Origin of the sequence: Pseudomonas sp. GD04019 (genome assembly GCF_029837695.1) — a bacterium.
Classification (GTDB): domain Bacteria; phylum Pseudomonadota; class Gammaproteobacteria; order Pseudomonadales; family Pseudomonadaceae; genus Aquipseudomonas.
Genome location: NZ_JAOEEA010000005.1, coordinates 22,318 through 36,933, shown reverse-complemented (window position 1 = coordinate 36,933; position 14,616 = coordinate 22,318). Strand labels below are relative to the sequence as shown.

The following is a 14,616-nucleotide window of genomic DNA, read 5'->3' as shown; positions in this document are numbered from 1 at the left end:
TATATCACAGGCCCCGACCCAGAGCCCTGCCATGACGACACCTCCGCTCCCACCATGCTCCATCCTGCTGCTGGCCGGCGGCCGTGGGCAGCGCATGGGCGGCCAGGACAAGGGTCTGCTGGAATGGCGCGGCCAACCACTGATCGCACATCTGCACGAGTTGGTAAGGCCGCTGACCGATGACCTGATCGTCTCCTGCAACCGCAACGCCGAGCGCTATGCGCTGTTCGCCGATCAGCTGGTGAGCGACGCAGAGCCGGACTTTCCAGGCCCCCTGGCCGGCCTGCTGAGCGGCCTCGCCGTAGCGCGCCACGAACAGCTGCTGGTAATGCCCTGCGATGCGCCGCTGGCGGACAAAAGCCTTCTGGTGGAATTGCGTCGCCTGGCTCGGGAGCACCTCGGTAAACCGGTGATGGTCCGCCAGGGGGAACAGTGGCAGCCGCTGTTCTGCCTGCTGCCACGCAGCTTGCTGCCGCCGCTGCAGCAAATCTGGCAGAGCGGCGAGCGTAGCCCGTTGCGCGCCATGCTTCAGCTCGACCCGCGGGAGCTCTCCTGCGAGCCGAATGACGCACGCCTCGCCAATTTCAATACGCCGGAACTGCTGCGCGGCTGATCGGGAACCGCAGCGGCAAATCCCCATCTTACGTACCCCAAGACTCTTGGAGATACCCATGATCCAACGGACCCTGGCGGCCCTGCTCGCCACCGGCTTGCTGGCACTGGCCGGCTGCTCGACGCCCAGCGTCATAACCCTCAACGACGGCACCCGGATCCAGACCATGGACGTGCCAGAGTTCGACGAGGAATCCGGCTTTTACGAATTCGAACAGCTCGACGGCAAACTGACACGCGTGAACAAGGACCAGGTCATTACCGTCAAAGAGCTCTGAGTGCGCCTTACCAGGCGGAACCGTGGCCGCAAAAATCTTCCAGCTAACCCCTTGTGCCGCAAAACTTTTTCGGTAAAAATGCGCGCCATCTTCGGAGCGTAGCGCAGCTTGGTAGCGCGTCTCGTTCGGGACGAGAAGGTCGCTGGTTCGAATCCAGTCGCTCCGACCAAATCCCGAATCGACACTTAAAGTCGATTAGAAAACCGGCCTCAGCGGCCGGTTTTTTCATTTCTGCCCATGAAAAAAGCCCGCATGCCTTTTGGCGTGCGGGCTTTTGCATGCATGGCGTCCCAGAGAGGGGTCGAACCTCCAACCTTCCCCTTAGGAGGGGGATGCTCTATCCAATTGAGCTACTGGGACAGCGATCGCTCTGCGACGGGGCGGCATGTTAACGGGCAGAGGCCGGTTTGTCATGCCACTCCCCCTCGAAGAAGCCTAGCTATAGGATGACGATTCACTGTCACCAGCGGTGGCCGGAAATATTGCCGTGATCAAAGCCGCCTCAAAACCGGCAGGCGAATAGGCTAACCCCTTCTATTCCGGGCATTACAAGGTGATTCATATACTGACCAGTGCACCAGTTTTGCTTAGCTGTACGCATTTCGGACAATTGGTGCTGGCAATGCGCCTGTATTCGGACCACAATCACGTCGCGTAATTGGCGTCAAATAGTCGACCGATCAAAACCCGAACCGATGCTGTTACCGGCTGAACGGCTAGCGCCTAACATGGTCAAAGCAGCGACAATGTGTAGCTGATTGCCAGCATCGCTTTCCTGAACTAACCGGTTTAATGTATACGCCCTATGAAACAGGCCATCTATTCCAGCCGTACGGCTGACAAGTTTGTAGTCCGCCTGCCCGACGGAATGCGTGAGCGCATCGCCGACGTGGCGCGTAACCATCACCGCAGCATGAACTCGGAAATCATTGCGCGCCTGGAGCAAAGCCTGTTCCAGGAAAGCTCTCTGGGCGATGAGCTGAATCTGCGCCTGGATAGCCCGGAACTATCCCTGCACGAACGCGAACTCCTTCAACGCTTCCGTCAGCTGTCTCGACGCCAGCAAAACGCCCTGGTCGCTCTAATCGCTCACGATGTGGAACTGGCCAGCGAAGAGGCCTAAATCTCTCTGTGGCATTCAACAAAAAAACCGGCTAATGCCGGCTTTTTTGTTCCCGTAGATTAGAGCAGGAACAACGTAGCCAATCCCAGGAAGATGAAGAATCCACCACTGTCGGTCATGGCAGTGATCATGACGCTGGCACCCATGGCCGGATCGCGCCCCAGGCGCACCAGTGTCATAGGAATCAGCACCCCCATCAATGCAGCCAGCAGCAAATTCAGCGTCATGGCACCGGTCATCACCAACCCAAGTGACCAGCTGTCATAGAGCCAGAAGGCAACCACACCGATCACCCCGCCCCATACCAGACCATTGATCAACGCCACCCCCAATTCCTTACGTACCAGGCGCGAGGTATTGCCGGTACCCACCTGATCCAGCGCCATGGCGCGCACGATCATGGTGATGGTCTGGTTACCCGAGTTACCACCAATGCCAGCCACTATCGGCATCAGGGCCGCCAGAGCCACCAGCTTCTCGATAGACCCCTCGAACAGACCGATCACGCGCGATGCGAGGAAGGCGGTGATCAGGTTGATGGCCAGCCAGGCCCAGCGGTTGCCGAGCGACTTCCACACCGAGGCGAAGATATCTTCCTCCTCGCGCAGACCGGCCATGTTGAGCACTTCGCTCTCGCTCTCCTCACGGATCAGGTCGACCATCTCGTCGATGGTCAGACGTCCGATCAGACGCCCTTCCTTGTCCACCACTGGCGCGGAAATCAGGTCGTAGCGCTCGAACGCCTGGGCCGCGTCGTGCGCATCCTCGTTCGGCTGGAAGCTCACCGGATCGCTGGCCATGACCTCGCCGACCTGCTTGTCCGGATCGTTGACCAGCAGACGCTTGATCGGCAGCACACCTTTGAGCACACCGTCGTAATCGACCACGAACAGCTTATCGGTGTGCCCCGGCAGCTCCTTCAGTCGCCGCAAATAGCGCAGCACCACTTCCAGGCTGACGTCTTCGCGAATGGTGACCATCTCGAAGTCCATCAGCGCACCGACCTGGTCGTCCTCGTAGGACAGCGCCGAACGCACCCGCTCTCGCTGCTGGGCGTCCAGAGACTCCATCAACTCGAGCACTACATCGCGCGGCAACTCGGGAGCGAGGTCAGCGAGCTCATCCGCATCCATGTCCTTGGCGGCGGCGAGAATTTCATGGTCATCCATGTCCGCGATCAAGGATTCGCGGACCGCATCGGACACTTCGAGGAGGATATCGCCGTCGCGCTCGGCCTTGACCAGTTGCCAGACAGTCAGGCGGTCGCCAAGCGGGAGGGCTTCGAGGATATGGGCAACGTCGGCGGAGTGCAGCTCATCGAGCTTACGCTGCAGTTCGGCGAGGTTCTGCCGATGGACCAGGTTTTCCACCAGGTCCTGATGCTGGCCCTCCTGACGATGAGTCAGGCTTTCAACCAGCTTGTGGCGATGCAACAGCTCGACCACCTGGGCAAGGCGGTCCTGCAGGCTTTCTTGCGGCTTTTTGGCTTCTACTTCAGTCATACGGCACGCTCCACCCCAGCAGCAGGGCGCGCCGCGGGGGTCAATCAGTCAAAACGCGATTGGGCGAAAAATAAGTTGAGTAACTACTGGGTAAGTCCATGGTGGTTTTCCACAAGCCCCGGCGGGGCTGACCCCGCAATGATAGCACCGCACTTCGTTTCGGCGCGACAAAATCAGGCCTAGAACAAGCGCTTGCAGCGCTTTTCTAGACATCAGCACAACCTGCTTCTTCGACGCATGCGCGGCTTCACAAGACACGCTGGAAAGCTTGCGAGGACGGTCTAGGCTGGGGAAGGCAACCGTCAAGGAGGACGAGTCATGCTGCGACTGATCTGCGCAGGAATCTGCGCATCCCTGCTCTACCCCACCAGCCACGCTCAAGCATCCACCGTGTTCCGCTGCGAAGACGGCAAAGGCCATATCACCTATACCCTGCATGGCTGCCCCGAAGAAGCCAGCCAGGATCTGCAGGAGGCCTACAACCCCACGCCAGGCAAAGGCAAAGCCGTGCCGCTGGCCAAGACCAAGAAAACCCGCGCCAAGGCCAAAAGCAAGAAGGATGATGAGCACCTGGTGGTGGTCGGCACCAAGCAGGATGGCTGCGGCAATAAGCTCACCAGCAGCGAGCGACGCCGTGCCGTCATCCGCCAACAAATCCACGGCGGCATGACCCAGCGCGACGTGGAGAGCAGCCTGGGCGAACCGGACAAGGTCACCAGCAACGACGGCCAGACCCGCTATCACTATGCCGACGATAAGGGCAACAAACGCCAGGTGACTTTCGACGAGTACGGCTGTGTGAAGGAAAAAGGCAAACGCTGAAAAGCAAAAGGCCCGCATCGCTGCAGGCCTTTTGTTTTATGGCGCACTCAGGAGGATTCGAACCTCCGACCGCCCGGTTCGTAGCCGGGTACTCTATCCAGCTGAGCTATGAGTGCGTATGGCGCTTTTAGACCAGATCACCACTGGTTGAAGCAAAATGGCTTGCATCGCTGCAAGCCATTCAATATGGCGCACTCAGGAGGATTCGAACCTCCGACCGCCCGGTTCGTAGCCGGGTACTCTATCCAGCTGAGCTATGAGTGCGTGGGTTGCGCATTTTAGTGATCTCAACCATCAGGTCAAGCACTTTTCCGAATAACTTCAATAGCTTATCGGACTTAGCACAAACACAACCTAGGTTGTGAATATGGCGGAGAAGGGGGGATTCGAACCCCCGACACCCTTTTGAGGTGTACTCCCTTAGCAGGGGAGCGCCTTCGGCCACTCGGCCACCTCTCCGCAACACGGGGCGCATGATAACCATGTTTTCCCCGTTTGCAAAGCCAAAATTTCGAGAAAAATTAGTGGCTTGGTTCGTCGCCTTTCTCTTTTTGGATGCGCTGGTAAATCTCTTCGCGGTGCACGGCAACTTCCTTGGGAGCATTGACACCAATGCGCACCTGATTACCTTTCACGCCCAACACGGTGACGGTGACATCATCACCCACCATCAGGGTCTCTCCGACCCGGCGAGTCAGAATCAGCATTCCTTTCTCCTTACGGATTCAATTACGGGACAACAGTCTGCAAGAAATAAAATGGTGGCAGCATCGCCTATATCAAGTGCGACGCCTTCACCCAAGTATTGACCAGCCCCGACAAAAGAAAAGTCCCCTGCCAAACCGGCCAAAAAAGCGAAAGGCGCGGATAACCGCGCCTTTCAGTAGATCGTCACTCGGCCTGTCGGGCCGGCGCATCCAGGTCGAAGGCAGTGTGCAGGGCGCGCACGGCCAGCTCCAAGTACTTCTCTTCGATGACCACGGACACCTTGATTTCCGAGGTGGAGATCATCTGGATATTGATGGTTTCCTTGGCCAGCGCCTCGAACATGCGGCTGGCCACGCCCGCGTGGGAGCGCATGCCGACGCCGACGATGGAGACCTTGGCGATGTTGGTATCGCCGATCACTTCACGGGCACCCAGCTCACGCGCGGTGTTTTCCAGCACGCCCATGGCGTTCTGATAGTCGTTGCGGTGCACGGTGAAGGTGAAGTCGGTGGTGTTATCGTGCGCCACGTTCTGCACGATCATGTCCACTTCGATATTGGCGGCACTGATCGGGCCGAGGATCTTGAAGGCCACGCCGGGAATATCCGGTACGCCACGGATGGTCAGCTTGGCCTCGTCGCGATTGAAGGCGATGCCGGAGATGATCGGCTGTTCCATGGATTCCTCTTCGTCAAGGGTAATGAGGGTGCCCGGCCCCTCCTGGAAGCTGTGCAGCACGCGCAGCGGGACGTTGTACTTGCCGGCGAACTCCACCGAGCGGATCTGCAGCACCTTGGACCCAAGGCTGGCCATTTCCAGCATCTCTTCGAAGGTAATCTTGTCCAGGCGCTGGGCCTTGGCCACCACGCGCGGATCGGTGGTGTAGACGCCATCGACGTCGGTGTAGATCTGGCACTCGTCGGCCTTCAGCGCCGCAGCCAGAGCCACGCCGGTGGTGTCGGAGCCGCCGCGGCCGAGGGTGGTGATGTTGCCCTCCTCGTCCACGCCCTGGAAACCGGCGACTACCACCACGCGACCGGCCTTGAGGTCGGCACGGATCTTCTGGTCATCGATCTGCAGAATGCGCGCCTTGGTGTGGGCGTTGTCGGTGAGAATGCGCACCTGGTTGCCGGTGTAGGACACCGCCGGCACGCCGCGCTGAATCAGGGCCATGGCCAGCAGGGCAATGGTCACCTGCTCGCCAGTAGAGACCATCACGTCCAACTCGCGCGGTACCGGCTGGCCGTCGCTGACCTGCTTGGCCAGGTCGATCAGGCGGTTGGTTTCGCCGCTCATGGCGGAAACCACGACAACGATATCGTCGCCGCCTTCGCGGAATTTCTTCACCTTCTCGGCAACCTGCTGGATACGCTCCACGGTACCGACTGAGGTGCCCCCAAACTTCTGTACGATCAACGCCATGTCAAAAAGCCGCCTGATTCCTCGAAGGGCGCCCATTAAACCCGCATCGGGTCACACTGCCAAGGCCTGCCGGACGCACTGCAGGCCTTGGTTTCACCGTATTTAGGCGCCTTGTTCGACGAAGGTCGCCGCCAGTGCCAGCGCCTCGTCGAGCTTGCCGGCATCCACGCCGCCACCCTGAGCCATGTCCGGACGACCACCGCCCTTGCCGCCGACAGCCGCTGCGGCCTGACGCATCAGGTCACCGGCCTTGAGCTTGGCGGTCAGGTCCTGGGTCACGCCGGCGACCAGCACCACCTTGTCCTCGAACACGCCGCCGAGCAGGATCACCGCGCTGCCCAGCTTGTTCTTCAATTGATCGACCATCGCCAGCAGGGCCTTGCCATCCAGGCCGTCGAGACGCGAGGCCAGCACCTTGATGCCCTTCACGTCCACGGCCGAACCGGCCAGGTCGTTGCCAGCAGCGCTGGCGGCCTTGGCCTTGAGCTGTTCCAGCTCTTTTTCCAGCTGGCGATTGCGCTCGATCAGGCCGGACAGCTTGTCCAGCACGTTGTCGCGACTGCCCTTGACCAGTGCGGCGGCTTCTTTCAGCTGCTCTTCCGCGCCATTCAGCCAGGCCAGCGCCGCGGCGCCGGTAACGCCCTCGATACGGCGCACGCCGGCGGCCACGCCGCCTTCGCTGGTGATCTTGAACAGGCCGATGTCACCAGTGCGTGATACGTGGGTACCGCCACACAGTTCGACAGAGAAGCCGCCGCCCATGGTCAACACGCGCACGTCGTCGCCGTACTTCTCGCCAAACAGCGCCATGGCGCCCTTGGCCTTGGCGGTTTCGATATCGGTTTCTTCGGTTTCAACTGCGGAGTTCTTGCGAATTTCGGCGTTGACCAGCTCTTCCAGCTGCTTCAGTTGCTCGGGCTTGATCGCCTCAAAGTGGCTGAAGTCGAAACGCAGACGCTGGCTATCGACCAGCGAGCCTTTCTGCTGCACATGCTCGCCCAGCACCTGACGCAGCGCGGCGTGCAGCAGGTGGGTGGCGGAGTGGTTCAGCGCGGTAGCCTGGCGTACCGAGGCATCGACTTCAGCCTGCAGCTCAGCGCCGAGCTTGATGCCACCCTGGGCGACGATGCCGTGGTGAAGAAAAGCACCGCCGACCTTGGTAGTGTCACGCACATCGAAGCGCGCACCGGCAGCGGAGAGATAGCCACTGTCGCCGACCTGACCGCCGGACTCGGCGTAGAACGGCGTCTGGTCGAGGACGATCACACCCTCCTCGCCTTCGTCCAGGCTGTCGACAGCAGCGCCATCCTTGAACAGGGCAACGACCTTGCCAGTGCCGGCGGTGCCGGTGTAACCAAGGAACAAGGTGTCGCTGTCGACCTTGACCAGGCTGTTGTAGTCCATGCCGAACGAGCTGGCGGAGCGGGCGCGCACGCGCTGTGCCTCCATCTCGCGCTCGAAGCCTTCCTCGTCGAGGGTCAGCTCGCGCTCGCGAGCGATGTCGCCGGTCAGGTCGACCGGGAAGCCGTAGGTGTCATACAGCTTGAACACCACGTCGCCGGGAATGACGCTGCCCTTGAGGTCGGCTAGGTCCTGCTCGAGGATCTTCAGGCCCTGCTCCAGGGTCTTGGCGAACTGCTCTTCTTCGGTCTTCAGCACGCGCTCGATGTGCGCCTGCTGCTGTTTCAGTTCGGGGAAGGCTTCGCCCATCTCGGCCACCAGCGCGGCAACGATCTGGTAGAAGAAGCTGCCCTTGGCGCCCAGCTTGTTGCCGTGGCGGCAGGCGCGACGCACGATGCGGCGCAGCACGTAGCCGCGGCCTTCGTTGGATGGAGTCACGCCGTCGGCGATCAGGAAACCGCAGGAGCGGATGTGGTCGGCGACCACTTTCAGCGAAGCCTGGCCTTCATTGGCGCAACCGATGGCCTTGGCCGCAGCGTTGAGCAGGCTCTGGAACAGGTCGATCTCGTAGTTCGAGTTGACATGCTGCAGCACGGCGCTGATGCGCTCCAGGCCCATGCCGGTATCCACGCTCGGCGCCGGCAGCGCGTGCAGCACACCGTCCGCAGTGCGGTTGAACTGCATGAACACGTTGTTCCAGATCTCGATGTAGCGATCGCCGTCTTCTTCCGACGAGCCGGGCGGGCCGCCCCAGATGTGGTCGCCGTGGTCGAAGAAGATCTCGGTGCACGGGCCGCACGGGCCGGTATCGCCCATGGCCCAGAAGTTGTCGGAGGCGTAGGGCGCGCCCTTGTTGTCACCGATGCGGATCATGCGCTCGGCCGGGATGCCGACTTCCTTGTGCCAGATGTCGTAGGCCTCGTCGTCGGTGGCGTAGACGGTGACCCAGAGCTTCTCCTTCGGCAGGTTCAGCCATTTGTCGCTGGTCAGGAATTCCCAGGCGTAGGAGATGGCGTCACGCTTGAAGTAGTCGCCGAAGCTGAAGTTGCCCAGCATCTCGAAGAAGGTGTGGTGGCGCGCGGTGTAGCCGACGTTTTCCAGGTCGTTGTGCTTGCCGCCGGCACGCACGCATTTCTGGCTGGTGGTGGCGCGGGTGTAGGCGCGCTTTTCCAGGCCGAGGAAGCAGTCCTTGAACTGATTCATGCCGGCGTTGGTGAACAGCAGGGTCGGATCGTTCGCCGGAATCAGCGAACTGGAGGCGACGCGGGTGTGCCCCTTCTCTTCGAAGAAGCGGAGGAAGGCTTCACGGATTTCTGCGCTTTTCATCTATTTCATCCAGGCAAACGGCGGCCACGGCAAAAGCCGGCAAAGGGCCGCATTATATCGGCCCCGCGCGGCAGGGACAGCCCGTTTGCGGGGAATTTGGATAGAAAGCGACTATCGAGTGCCGGGCTGGTCACGAGAGCGAGCGGCCAAGAACACCCTCACCCCCGCCCCTCTCCCGGAGGGAGAGGGGAGTCACAGCTCGGTGGGGACGATCAGGATGCCGGCGCGCAGACCATTCTTGACCTTGGGGTTGGGGAAGATGATGCGGGCGCCCTGCTCTTCCACCAGCCAGCGAGTGCCGGCGATGTCCTCGGCCAGCAGGAAGCCGGGCTCAAGCTCGGTAAAGTTCTCGATATCGGCCGGCAGGTGCAGCTTGAAGGCGTCGCTGTGCTTGATCACTTCGCGGGACACGGCGAACAGCTGCAGGCCGTCCAGCGATTCGCTCTCCGGCTCGCAGTTCTCCACCAGCTCGCGCAGGCGCTTCTCCAGCAGGTCGAGGTTGACCATCTCGTTCTGGCCGAACGGCCGCGCCTTGCCCAGCTCCAGGGTGAAAGCCTCGGCGCCCAGGCGCGCGTAAGTGTAGGAGCTGAAGGTGATACCGGTCTTGCGCTGCAGCAGCACCGCGTCGATGCCGGCGGCACGCAGGCGGGCCAGCTCGGCGCGCGAGTGCTCGCGGCCTTCGACATAGGGATAGAGGGCGAACTGCTCGATCTTCGAGCCGCGGATCGCCGTGTGCAGGTCATAGTGCAGGCGCGCGCGGCCTTCCTTGCTGAAGAATACCGCGGCGTGGCGCTCCAGCTCGTTGGCGCGCAGCGCCTCGAAACCACTGCTCTGAGCATGGCGGCCGTCGAACAGGCGGTTGATGTCCTGCTCGATGTAGCGCTCGCCGCGGCGCATGGCCTCGGGGTTACCGTAGAGGAACAGGATGCGCACCTTGGGCAGCAGCTGACCAGAGGCGATGGCCTGCAGCAGTCGGTCGAGCAGTTCGATCGGCGCCGTTTCGTTGCCATGGATGCCGGCCGACAGCAGCAGGTCGAGGCCGCTGTCGTCGTGGGCGGTCGGCGTCACTTCCAGCACGCCCTCGCCCAGCCAGTGCAGGCGTGCGCCCTCGCGGGTCAGCTGAATCTTCTCGGTCGGCTCGCGGCCGGCCAGGGTGAGTTCGAGCAGTTTGCCGAGGGCGAGCATGGGGATTACCTCAGTCTTTACGGTCCGGCTCAGTGCTGGCAGTCGGGGCCGTGTACATGATCCTCGTCGTCACCGGACAGGTCGGCCGGCTCCATTTCCAGCTGCAGGCCGACCAGGTTGGTGGCCTGCGGGCGCAGCAGCAGGTTAGCGTACTCGGTGTCGCCCTCCTCCACGTCCACGCCGATCAGCAGTTGTTCGCCAACGGCCTGGATCCACACTTCCTTGCCCTGCCAGATCACGGCAAAGCGGGTGCAGGTGGTTTCCAGCTGGGTGCCGTCGGTATCTTCGAGGATCAGTTGCAGGGCTTCGGACATGTTCAGGGCTCTCAGGCGAGTTGGAAGGGATAGACGGAGCCCAGTTTAAGGATCTGGGTCAGTTCATCCAATGCCGTACGGCATTCGATCAGCAATTGCGGGTCGGCCAGGTCACTTTCCGCCAGGCGGTCACGGTAGTGCTTGTCGACCCAGGCGTTGAGGGTGTCGAACAGCGCGGGGGTCATCACCACGCCAGGGTTGACCGCCGCCAGCTCGTACTCCTTGAGCGCCACGCGCAGGCGCAGGCAGGCCGGGCCGCCGCCGTTCTGCATGCTCTGCTTGAGGTCGAACACCTTGACCTCGCGGATCGGGCCGCTGCCGCTGGTCAGCTGCTGCAGGTAGGCCCAGACGTTGGCGTTGTTGCGGCATTCCTCCGGCACGATCAGCAGCATGCTGCCGTCGGCACGGGTCAGCAGCTGACTGTTGAACAGGTAGGAGCGCACGGCATCGTCGACGCTCACGGCGTCGCGCGGCACCAGTACGCCCTGGAAGTTGCCGCCACGGCGACCGAGCTTGTCGCCCAGTTCGGCCAGCACCTTGTCGGTGTCGAGGAAGGCGTCCTGGTGATAGAACAGCACCTCGCCGTTGCCCACCGAGATCACGTCGTTGTGGAACACGCCCTGATCGATAACCGCCGGGTTCTGCTGGGCGTAGACCACGCCCTCGTCGCCCAGGCCGTGCAGACGGGCCACCGCCTGGCAGGCTTCCAGGGTCTGCCGCGCCGGATAACGCTGCGGCGCCGGGAAGCGACCGTCGAAGGCGCTGCGACCGAACACGAAGAACTCCACGCCGGCCTCGCCATAGCTCTTGCAGAAGCGCGTATGGTTGGCCGCGCCCTCGTCACCGAACTGGCCCACGGCGGGCAGCGCGGCGTGGTGGGCGAAGTGCTGCTCGCTGTCGAACATGGCACGCAGCACGCGGCTGGTGGTCGGGTGCTCGATGCTGCGGTGGAACTTGCAGTTGAGGTTGGCGGCGGTGAAGTGCACGCGGCCATCCGCGGTGTCGGCGCTGGGGCTGACGGTGCAGGAGTTGGCCGTCCACATGCTGGAAGCCGAGCTGACGGCGGCCAGCAACGGCATGGACTGCTTGGCGACCTTGGCGATCACCTCGGCGTCGGTCCCGGTGAAGCCCAGGCTGCGCAGGGCGGCGACGTCCTGGCGCTCCTGCGGGGCGAACACGCCCTGCTTGAAGCCCAGGTCCATCAGCGCCTTCATCTTGCCCAGGCCCTGCTTGGCCGCTTCCTTCGGATTGGAAGTCGCCTGGCTGTTGCTCTGCGACGCCACGTTGCCGTACGACAGACCGCCGTAGTTGTGGGTCGGCCCGACCAGGCCATCAAAGTTCATTTCATAGGCGGACATCACAGACTCACTCCCGGGGTCAGGGTGGCGGGCAGGCTCAGGGTGGCGCTCTCCAGCGAGGCGACCGGGTACGCGCAGTAGTCGGCGGCGTAGTAGGCGCTGGCGCGATGGTTGCCGGAGGCGCCCACGCCGCCGAACGGCGCGCTGCTGGCGGCACCGGTCAGCTGCTTGTTCCAGTTGACGATGCCGGCGCGGCTCTCGATCAGGAACTGCTGGTAGCGCTCAGCACTATCGGACAGCAGGCCGGCGGCCAGGCCGTACTGGGTGTTGTTGGCCTCGGCGATGGCGGCATCGAAATCGGCGTAGCGGATCACCTGCAGCAGCGGGCCGAAGAACTCCTCATCAATACGCTCGGCAACGCCGGTCACGTCAAGAATCCCCGGGGTCAGCAGCGCGGCGTTGGGTACCGGCTGAATCATTTCCAGCAGCACCTGGGCACCGCTGTCGAGCAGATGACGCTGGGCCTTGAGCAGATGCTCAGCAGCGGCCAGGGAAATCACCGAGCCCATGAACGGCGCCGGTTGTTCGTCGAAGGCGCCGACCTTGATGGTCGAGGCCACCGCCACCAGGCGCGCCAGCAGGGCATCGCCCCAGGCGCCGATCGGTACCAGCAGACGGCGCGCGCAGGTGCAGCGCTGGCCGGCGGAGATAAAGGCGGACTGGATAATGGTGTAGACGGCGGCGTCGACATCCTGAACCTGGTCGACCACCAGCGGGTTGTTGCCGCCCATCTCCAGCGCCAGGATCTTGTCCGGACGGCCGGCGAACTGGCTGTGCAGCAGGTTGCCGGTGCGGCTGGAGCCGGTGAAGAACAGGCCGTCGATGCCCGGGCTGCCGGCCAGGGCCACACCGGTCTCGCGGGCACCCTGCACTAGGTTGAGCACGCCAGCCGGCAGACCTGCCTCGACCCAGCACTTCACAGTCAGCTCGGCGACCTTGGGGGTCAGCTCGCTGGGCTTGAATACCACGGCGTTGCCGGCCAGCAGCGCCGGCACGATGTGGCCGTTGGGCAGGTGGCCAGGGAAGTTGTACGGGCCGAACACCGCGACCACGCCATGCGGCTTGTGGCGCAGCACGGCGGTGGCGTCGGCCAGCGGGCCGCTCTTCTCGCCGGTGCGCTCGCGGTAGCTCTGCACGGAGATGGCGACCTTGTTGACCATGCTGGTCACTTCGGTGGCGGACTCCCACAGTGGCTTGCCGGTTTCCTCGCCGATGGTGCGGGCCAGTTCGTCACTGTGCGCCTTGAGGGTGGCGGCGAACTGTTCGAGGATGGCGATGCGCTCGTCCAGCGAGCGACGGGCCCAGGCCGGGAAAGCGGCACGGGCGGCGGCGACGGCCTGCTCGACCTGCGCGGCGCTGGCGCCCTGACCGCTCCACACGGCCTCCTGGGTCACCGGATTGAGCGAGTCGAAGGCCTCGCCCTGCCCGGCCTGCCAGCTGCCGGCGATGTAATGCGTGGTCATTGCTTGCTCTCCTTGGCCGACAGCGGCACGGCGCGCACATTAGCGCCGGCACTGAGCTGCAGGCGCTTGGCGGTCAGCGGGTCGACCACCAGGGTGCCGGCGGCGGCACGCGCCGGCGCGGCGGCGATACGGCAGTCTTCGCGCTTGCGGTTGTGGATCAGATAGGGAATGGCGTCGTCGCCCGGCGTGCCCACGGCCAGCACCAGGTTCTGGCTGTCGCGCACCGCACGGATCTTGTCGGTCTCCACCTCGATGGCCGGGCCGGCGTCGAAGATGTCGACGAAGCCCTGGTAGCTGAAGCCCTCGCCCTTGAGCATGGCCAGCGCCGGCTCGGTGTCCGGGTGCACGCGACCGATGACGCTGCGCGCCTCCTCGGAGAGGAAGCAGGTATAGAGCGGGAACTTGGGCATCAGCTCGGCGATGAAGGCCTTGTTGCCCACACCGGTGAGGTAGTCGGCCTGGCTGAACTCCATCTTGAAGAAGTGCCGACCCAGGCTCTCCCAGAACGGCGAGCGGCCGTTCTCGTCGGACATGCCGCGCATCTCGGCGATCACCTTGTTGCCGAACAACTCGCGGAACTCGGCCATGAACAGGAAGCGTGCCTTGGACAGCAGGCGCCCGTTGAGACCGGTGCGGTAGCCGGCATGCAGGAACAGCGAGCACAGCTCGGAGTTGCCGGTCATGTCGTTGGCCAGGAACAGGGTCGGGATCTCGCGGTGGATCTTCAATTCCTGGGAAGCGCTGACGGTGAGGCCGACCCGGTAGTTGTACCAGGGCTCGCGCAGGCCCACGGCACCCGCGACGGCGGAGATGCCGACGACCTGGCCGTTGTCGTCCTCGAGCACGAACAGGTAGTCGGCGTCGGCGCGCTCGGCCTCGCCACGGAAGGCCTTCTCCGCCCAGCCGACCCGGTGCGCCAGGCGCTCCTCGTTGGCCGGCAAGGTGGTCAGGCCGGTGCCGGTGCTGCGGGCCAGGTCGATCAGCGCCGACAGGTCGGTGCTACGGACGGGACGAACGATCATATTGCCTCCAGAATTCTCGCCCCTCTCGGGGCCAGGGGTGAGGGACGCTCCCTCATCCGGCCCTACGGGCCACCTTCTCC

General features: G+C 63.0%; 13 protein-coding genes and 5 tRNA genes. 5 read left to right on the top strand and 13 right to left on the bottom strand.

Annotation, left to right across the window (positions count from 1 at the left end; genetic code table 11):
• The first annotated feature begins 31 nt into the window (after positions 1 to 31).
• The 3 genes from mobA to N7607_RS09455 all read left to right on the top strand — a co-directional run bounded on the left by mobA (position 32) and on the right by N7607_RS09455 (position 1,059).
• Positions 32 to 613, top strand: coding sequence for a molybdenum cofactor guanylyltransferase MobA (mobA, locus tag N7607_RS09465; protein ID WP_279866449.1), 582 nt, complete (start codon positions 32 to 34; stop codon positions 611 to 613).
• A 58-nt stretch (positions 614 to 671) separates the two neighbouring features.
• Positions 672 to 890 (top strand): YgdI/YgdR family lipoprotein, encoded by a 219-nt coding sequence (locus N7607_RS09460; RefSeq protein WP_279866450.1) that lies wholly within the window; start codon positions 672 to 674, stop codon positions 888 to 890.
• A gap of 92 nt (positions 891 to 982) precedes the next feature.
• Positions 983 to 1,059 (top strand) — tRNA-Pro (locus N7607_RS09455).
• Between the two features lie 114 nt (positions 1,060 to 1,173).
• On the opposite strand, the gene N7607_RS09450 is transcribed toward N7607_RS09455, so the two are convergent.
• Positions 1,174 to 1,250, bottom strand: a tRNA-Arg gene (locus tag N7607_RS09450).
• Between the two features lie 436 nt (positions 1,251 to 1,686).
• On the opposite strand from N7607_RS09450, the gene N7607_RS09445 reads away from it, so the two are divergent.
• The gene (locus tag N7607_RS09445; RefSeq protein ID WP_279866484.1) at positions 1,687 to 2,013 is read left to right on the top strand and encodes an Arc family DNA-binding protein; all 327 of its coding nucleotides are present in this window, start codon (positions 1,687 to 1,689) and stop codon (positions 2,011 to 2,013) included.
• A gap of 59 nt (positions 2,014 to 2,072) precedes the next feature.
• Here the strand turns inward: N7607_RS09445 and mgtE are convergent, their stop codons facing one another.
• Positions 2,073 to 3,515: a magnesium transporter gene (gene mgtE / locus N7607_RS09440; RefSeq protein ID WP_279866451.1), complete on the bottom strand. Its 1,443-nt coding sequence runs from the start codon at positions 3,513 to 3,515 to the stop codon at positions 2,073 to 2,075.
• 318 nt (positions 3,516 to 3,833) lie between these two features.
• Between mgtE and N7607_RS09435 the strand changes: the two genes are divergently transcribed.
• Positions 3,834 to 4,337, top strand: a complete 504-nt coding sequence (locus N7607_RS09435) for a hypothetical protein (RefSeq protein ID WP_279866452.1) — start codon at positions 3,834 to 3,836, stop codon at positions 4,335 to 4,337.
• Positions 4,338 to 4,376: 39 nt separating this feature from the next.
• Here N7607_RS09435 and N7607_RS09430 read toward each other — a convergent pair.
• From N7607_RS09430 to astA, 11 genes are all read right to left on the bottom strand, one after another.
• A tRNA-Arg gene (locus tag N7607_RS09430) sits at positions 4,377 to 4,453 on the bottom strand.
• A gap of 71 nt (positions 4,454 to 4,524) precedes the next feature.
• Positions 4,525 to 4,601, bottom strand: a tRNA-Arg gene (locus N7607_RS09425).
• Positions 4,602 to 4,705: 104 nt separating this feature from the next.
• A tRNA-Ser gene (locus N7607_RS09420) sits at positions 4,706 to 4,796 on the bottom strand.
• 62 nt (positions 4,797 to 4,858) lie between these two features.
• Entirely contained in the window at positions 4,859 to 5,044 is a 186-nt protein-coding gene (csrA, locus tag N7607_RS09415) for a carbon storage regulator CsrA (RefSeq protein WP_003244478.1), read from the bottom strand.
• Between the two features lie 184 nt (positions 5,045 to 5,228).
• Positions 5,229 to 6,467 carry an aspartate kinase gene (locus tag N7607_RS09410; protein WP_279866453.1) on the bottom strand — a complete coding sequence of 413 codons (1,239 nt, stop codon included), beginning with the start codon at positions 6,465 to 6,467 and terminating at the stop codon, positions 5,229 to 5,231.
• A gap of 102 nt (positions 6,468 to 6,569) precedes the next feature.
• Positions 6,570 to 9,194, bottom strand: coding sequence for an alanine--tRNA ligase (gene alaS, locus N7607_RS09405; RefSeq protein ID WP_279866454.1), 2,625 nt, complete (start codon positions 9,192 to 9,194; stop codon positions 6,570 to 6,572).
• Between the two features lie 192 nt (positions 9,195 to 9,386).
• Complete coding sequence (astE, locus tag N7607_RS09400; protein ID WP_279866455.1) at positions 9,387 to 10,379, bottom strand: succinylglutamate desuccinylase; 993 nt, start codon at positions 10,377 to 10,379, stop codon at positions 9,387 to 9,389.
• Positions 10,380 to 10,408: 29 nt separating this feature from the next.
• Positions 10,409 to 10,693 carry a topoisomerase II gene (locus tag N7607_RS09395; protein ID WP_279866456.1) on the bottom strand — a complete coding sequence of 95 codons (285 nt, stop codon included), beginning with the start codon at positions 10,691 to 10,693 and terminating at the stop codon, positions 10,409 to 10,411.
• An 11-nt stretch (positions 10,694 to 10,704) separates the two neighbouring features.
• The gene (astB, locus tag N7607_RS09390; RefSeq protein WP_279866457.1) at positions 10,705 to 12,051 is read right to left on the bottom strand and encodes an N-succinylarginine dihydrolase; all 1,347 of its coding nucleotides are present in this window, start codon (positions 12,049 to 12,051) and stop codon (positions 10,705 to 10,707) included.
• Positions 12,051 to 13,514, bottom strand: a complete 1,464-nt coding sequence (gene astD, locus N7607_RS09385) for a succinylglutamate-semialdehyde dehydrogenase (protein ID WP_279866458.1) — start codon at positions 13,512 to 13,514, stop codon at positions 12,051 to 12,053. Before astD ends, astB begins: the two co-directional genes overlap by 1 nt.
• A complete protein-coding gene (gene astA / locus N7607_RS09380; RefSeq protein ID WP_137971744.1) occupies positions 13,511 to 14,536 on the bottom strand; it encodes an arginine N-succinyltransferase in 1,026 nt (341 codons plus the stop codon). Before astA ends, astD begins: the two co-directional genes overlap by 4 nt.
• Positions 14,537 to 14,616 lie beyond the last annotated feature (80 nt).

Coding starts and splice junctions, on each gene's coding strand:
- mobA (WP_279866449.1), top strand. CDS start 32: ATGACGACACCTCCGCTCCCACCATGCTCCATCCTGCTGCTGGCCGGC.
- N7607_RS09460 (WP_279866450.1), top strand. CDS start 672: ATGATCCAACGGACCCTGGCGGCCCTGCTCGCCACCGGCTTGCTGGCA.
- mgtE (WP_279866451.1), bottom strand. CDS start 3,515: ATGACTGAAGTAGAAGCCAAAAAGCCGCAAGAAAGCCTGCAGGACCGC.
- N7607_RS09435 (WP_279866452.1), top strand. CDS start 3,834: ATGCTGCGACTGATCTGCGCAGGAATCTGCGCATCCCTGCTCTACCCC.
- csrA (WP_003244478.1), bottom strand. CDS start 5,044: ATGCTGATTCTGACTCGCCGGGTCGGAGAGACCCTGATGGTGGGTGAT.
- N7607_RS09410 (WP_279866453.1), bottom strand. CDS start 6,467: ATGGCGTTGATCGTACAGAAGTTTGGGGGCACCTCAGTCGGTACCGTG.
- alaS (WP_279866454.1), bottom strand. CDS start 9,194: ATGAAAAGCGCAGAAATCCGTGAAGCCTTCCTCCGCTTCTTCGAAGAG.
- astE (WP_279866455.1), bottom strand. CDS start 10,379: ATGCTCGCCCTCGGCAAACTGCTCGAACTCACCCTGGCCGGCCGCGAG.
- N7607_RS09395 (WP_279866456.1), bottom strand. CDS start 10,693: ATGTCCGAAGCCCTGCAACTGATCCTCGAAGATACCGACGGCACCCAG.
- astB (WP_279866457.1), bottom strand. CDS start 12,051: ATGTCCGCCTATGAAATGAACTTTGATGGCCTGGTCGGGCCGACCCAC.
- astD (WP_279866458.1), bottom strand. CDS start 13,514: ATGACCACGCATTACATCGCCGGCAGCTGGCAGGCCGGGCAGGGCGAG.
- astA (WP_137971744.1), bottom strand. CDS start 14,536: ATGATCGTTCGTCCCGTCCGTAGCACCGACCTGTCGGCGCTGATCGAC.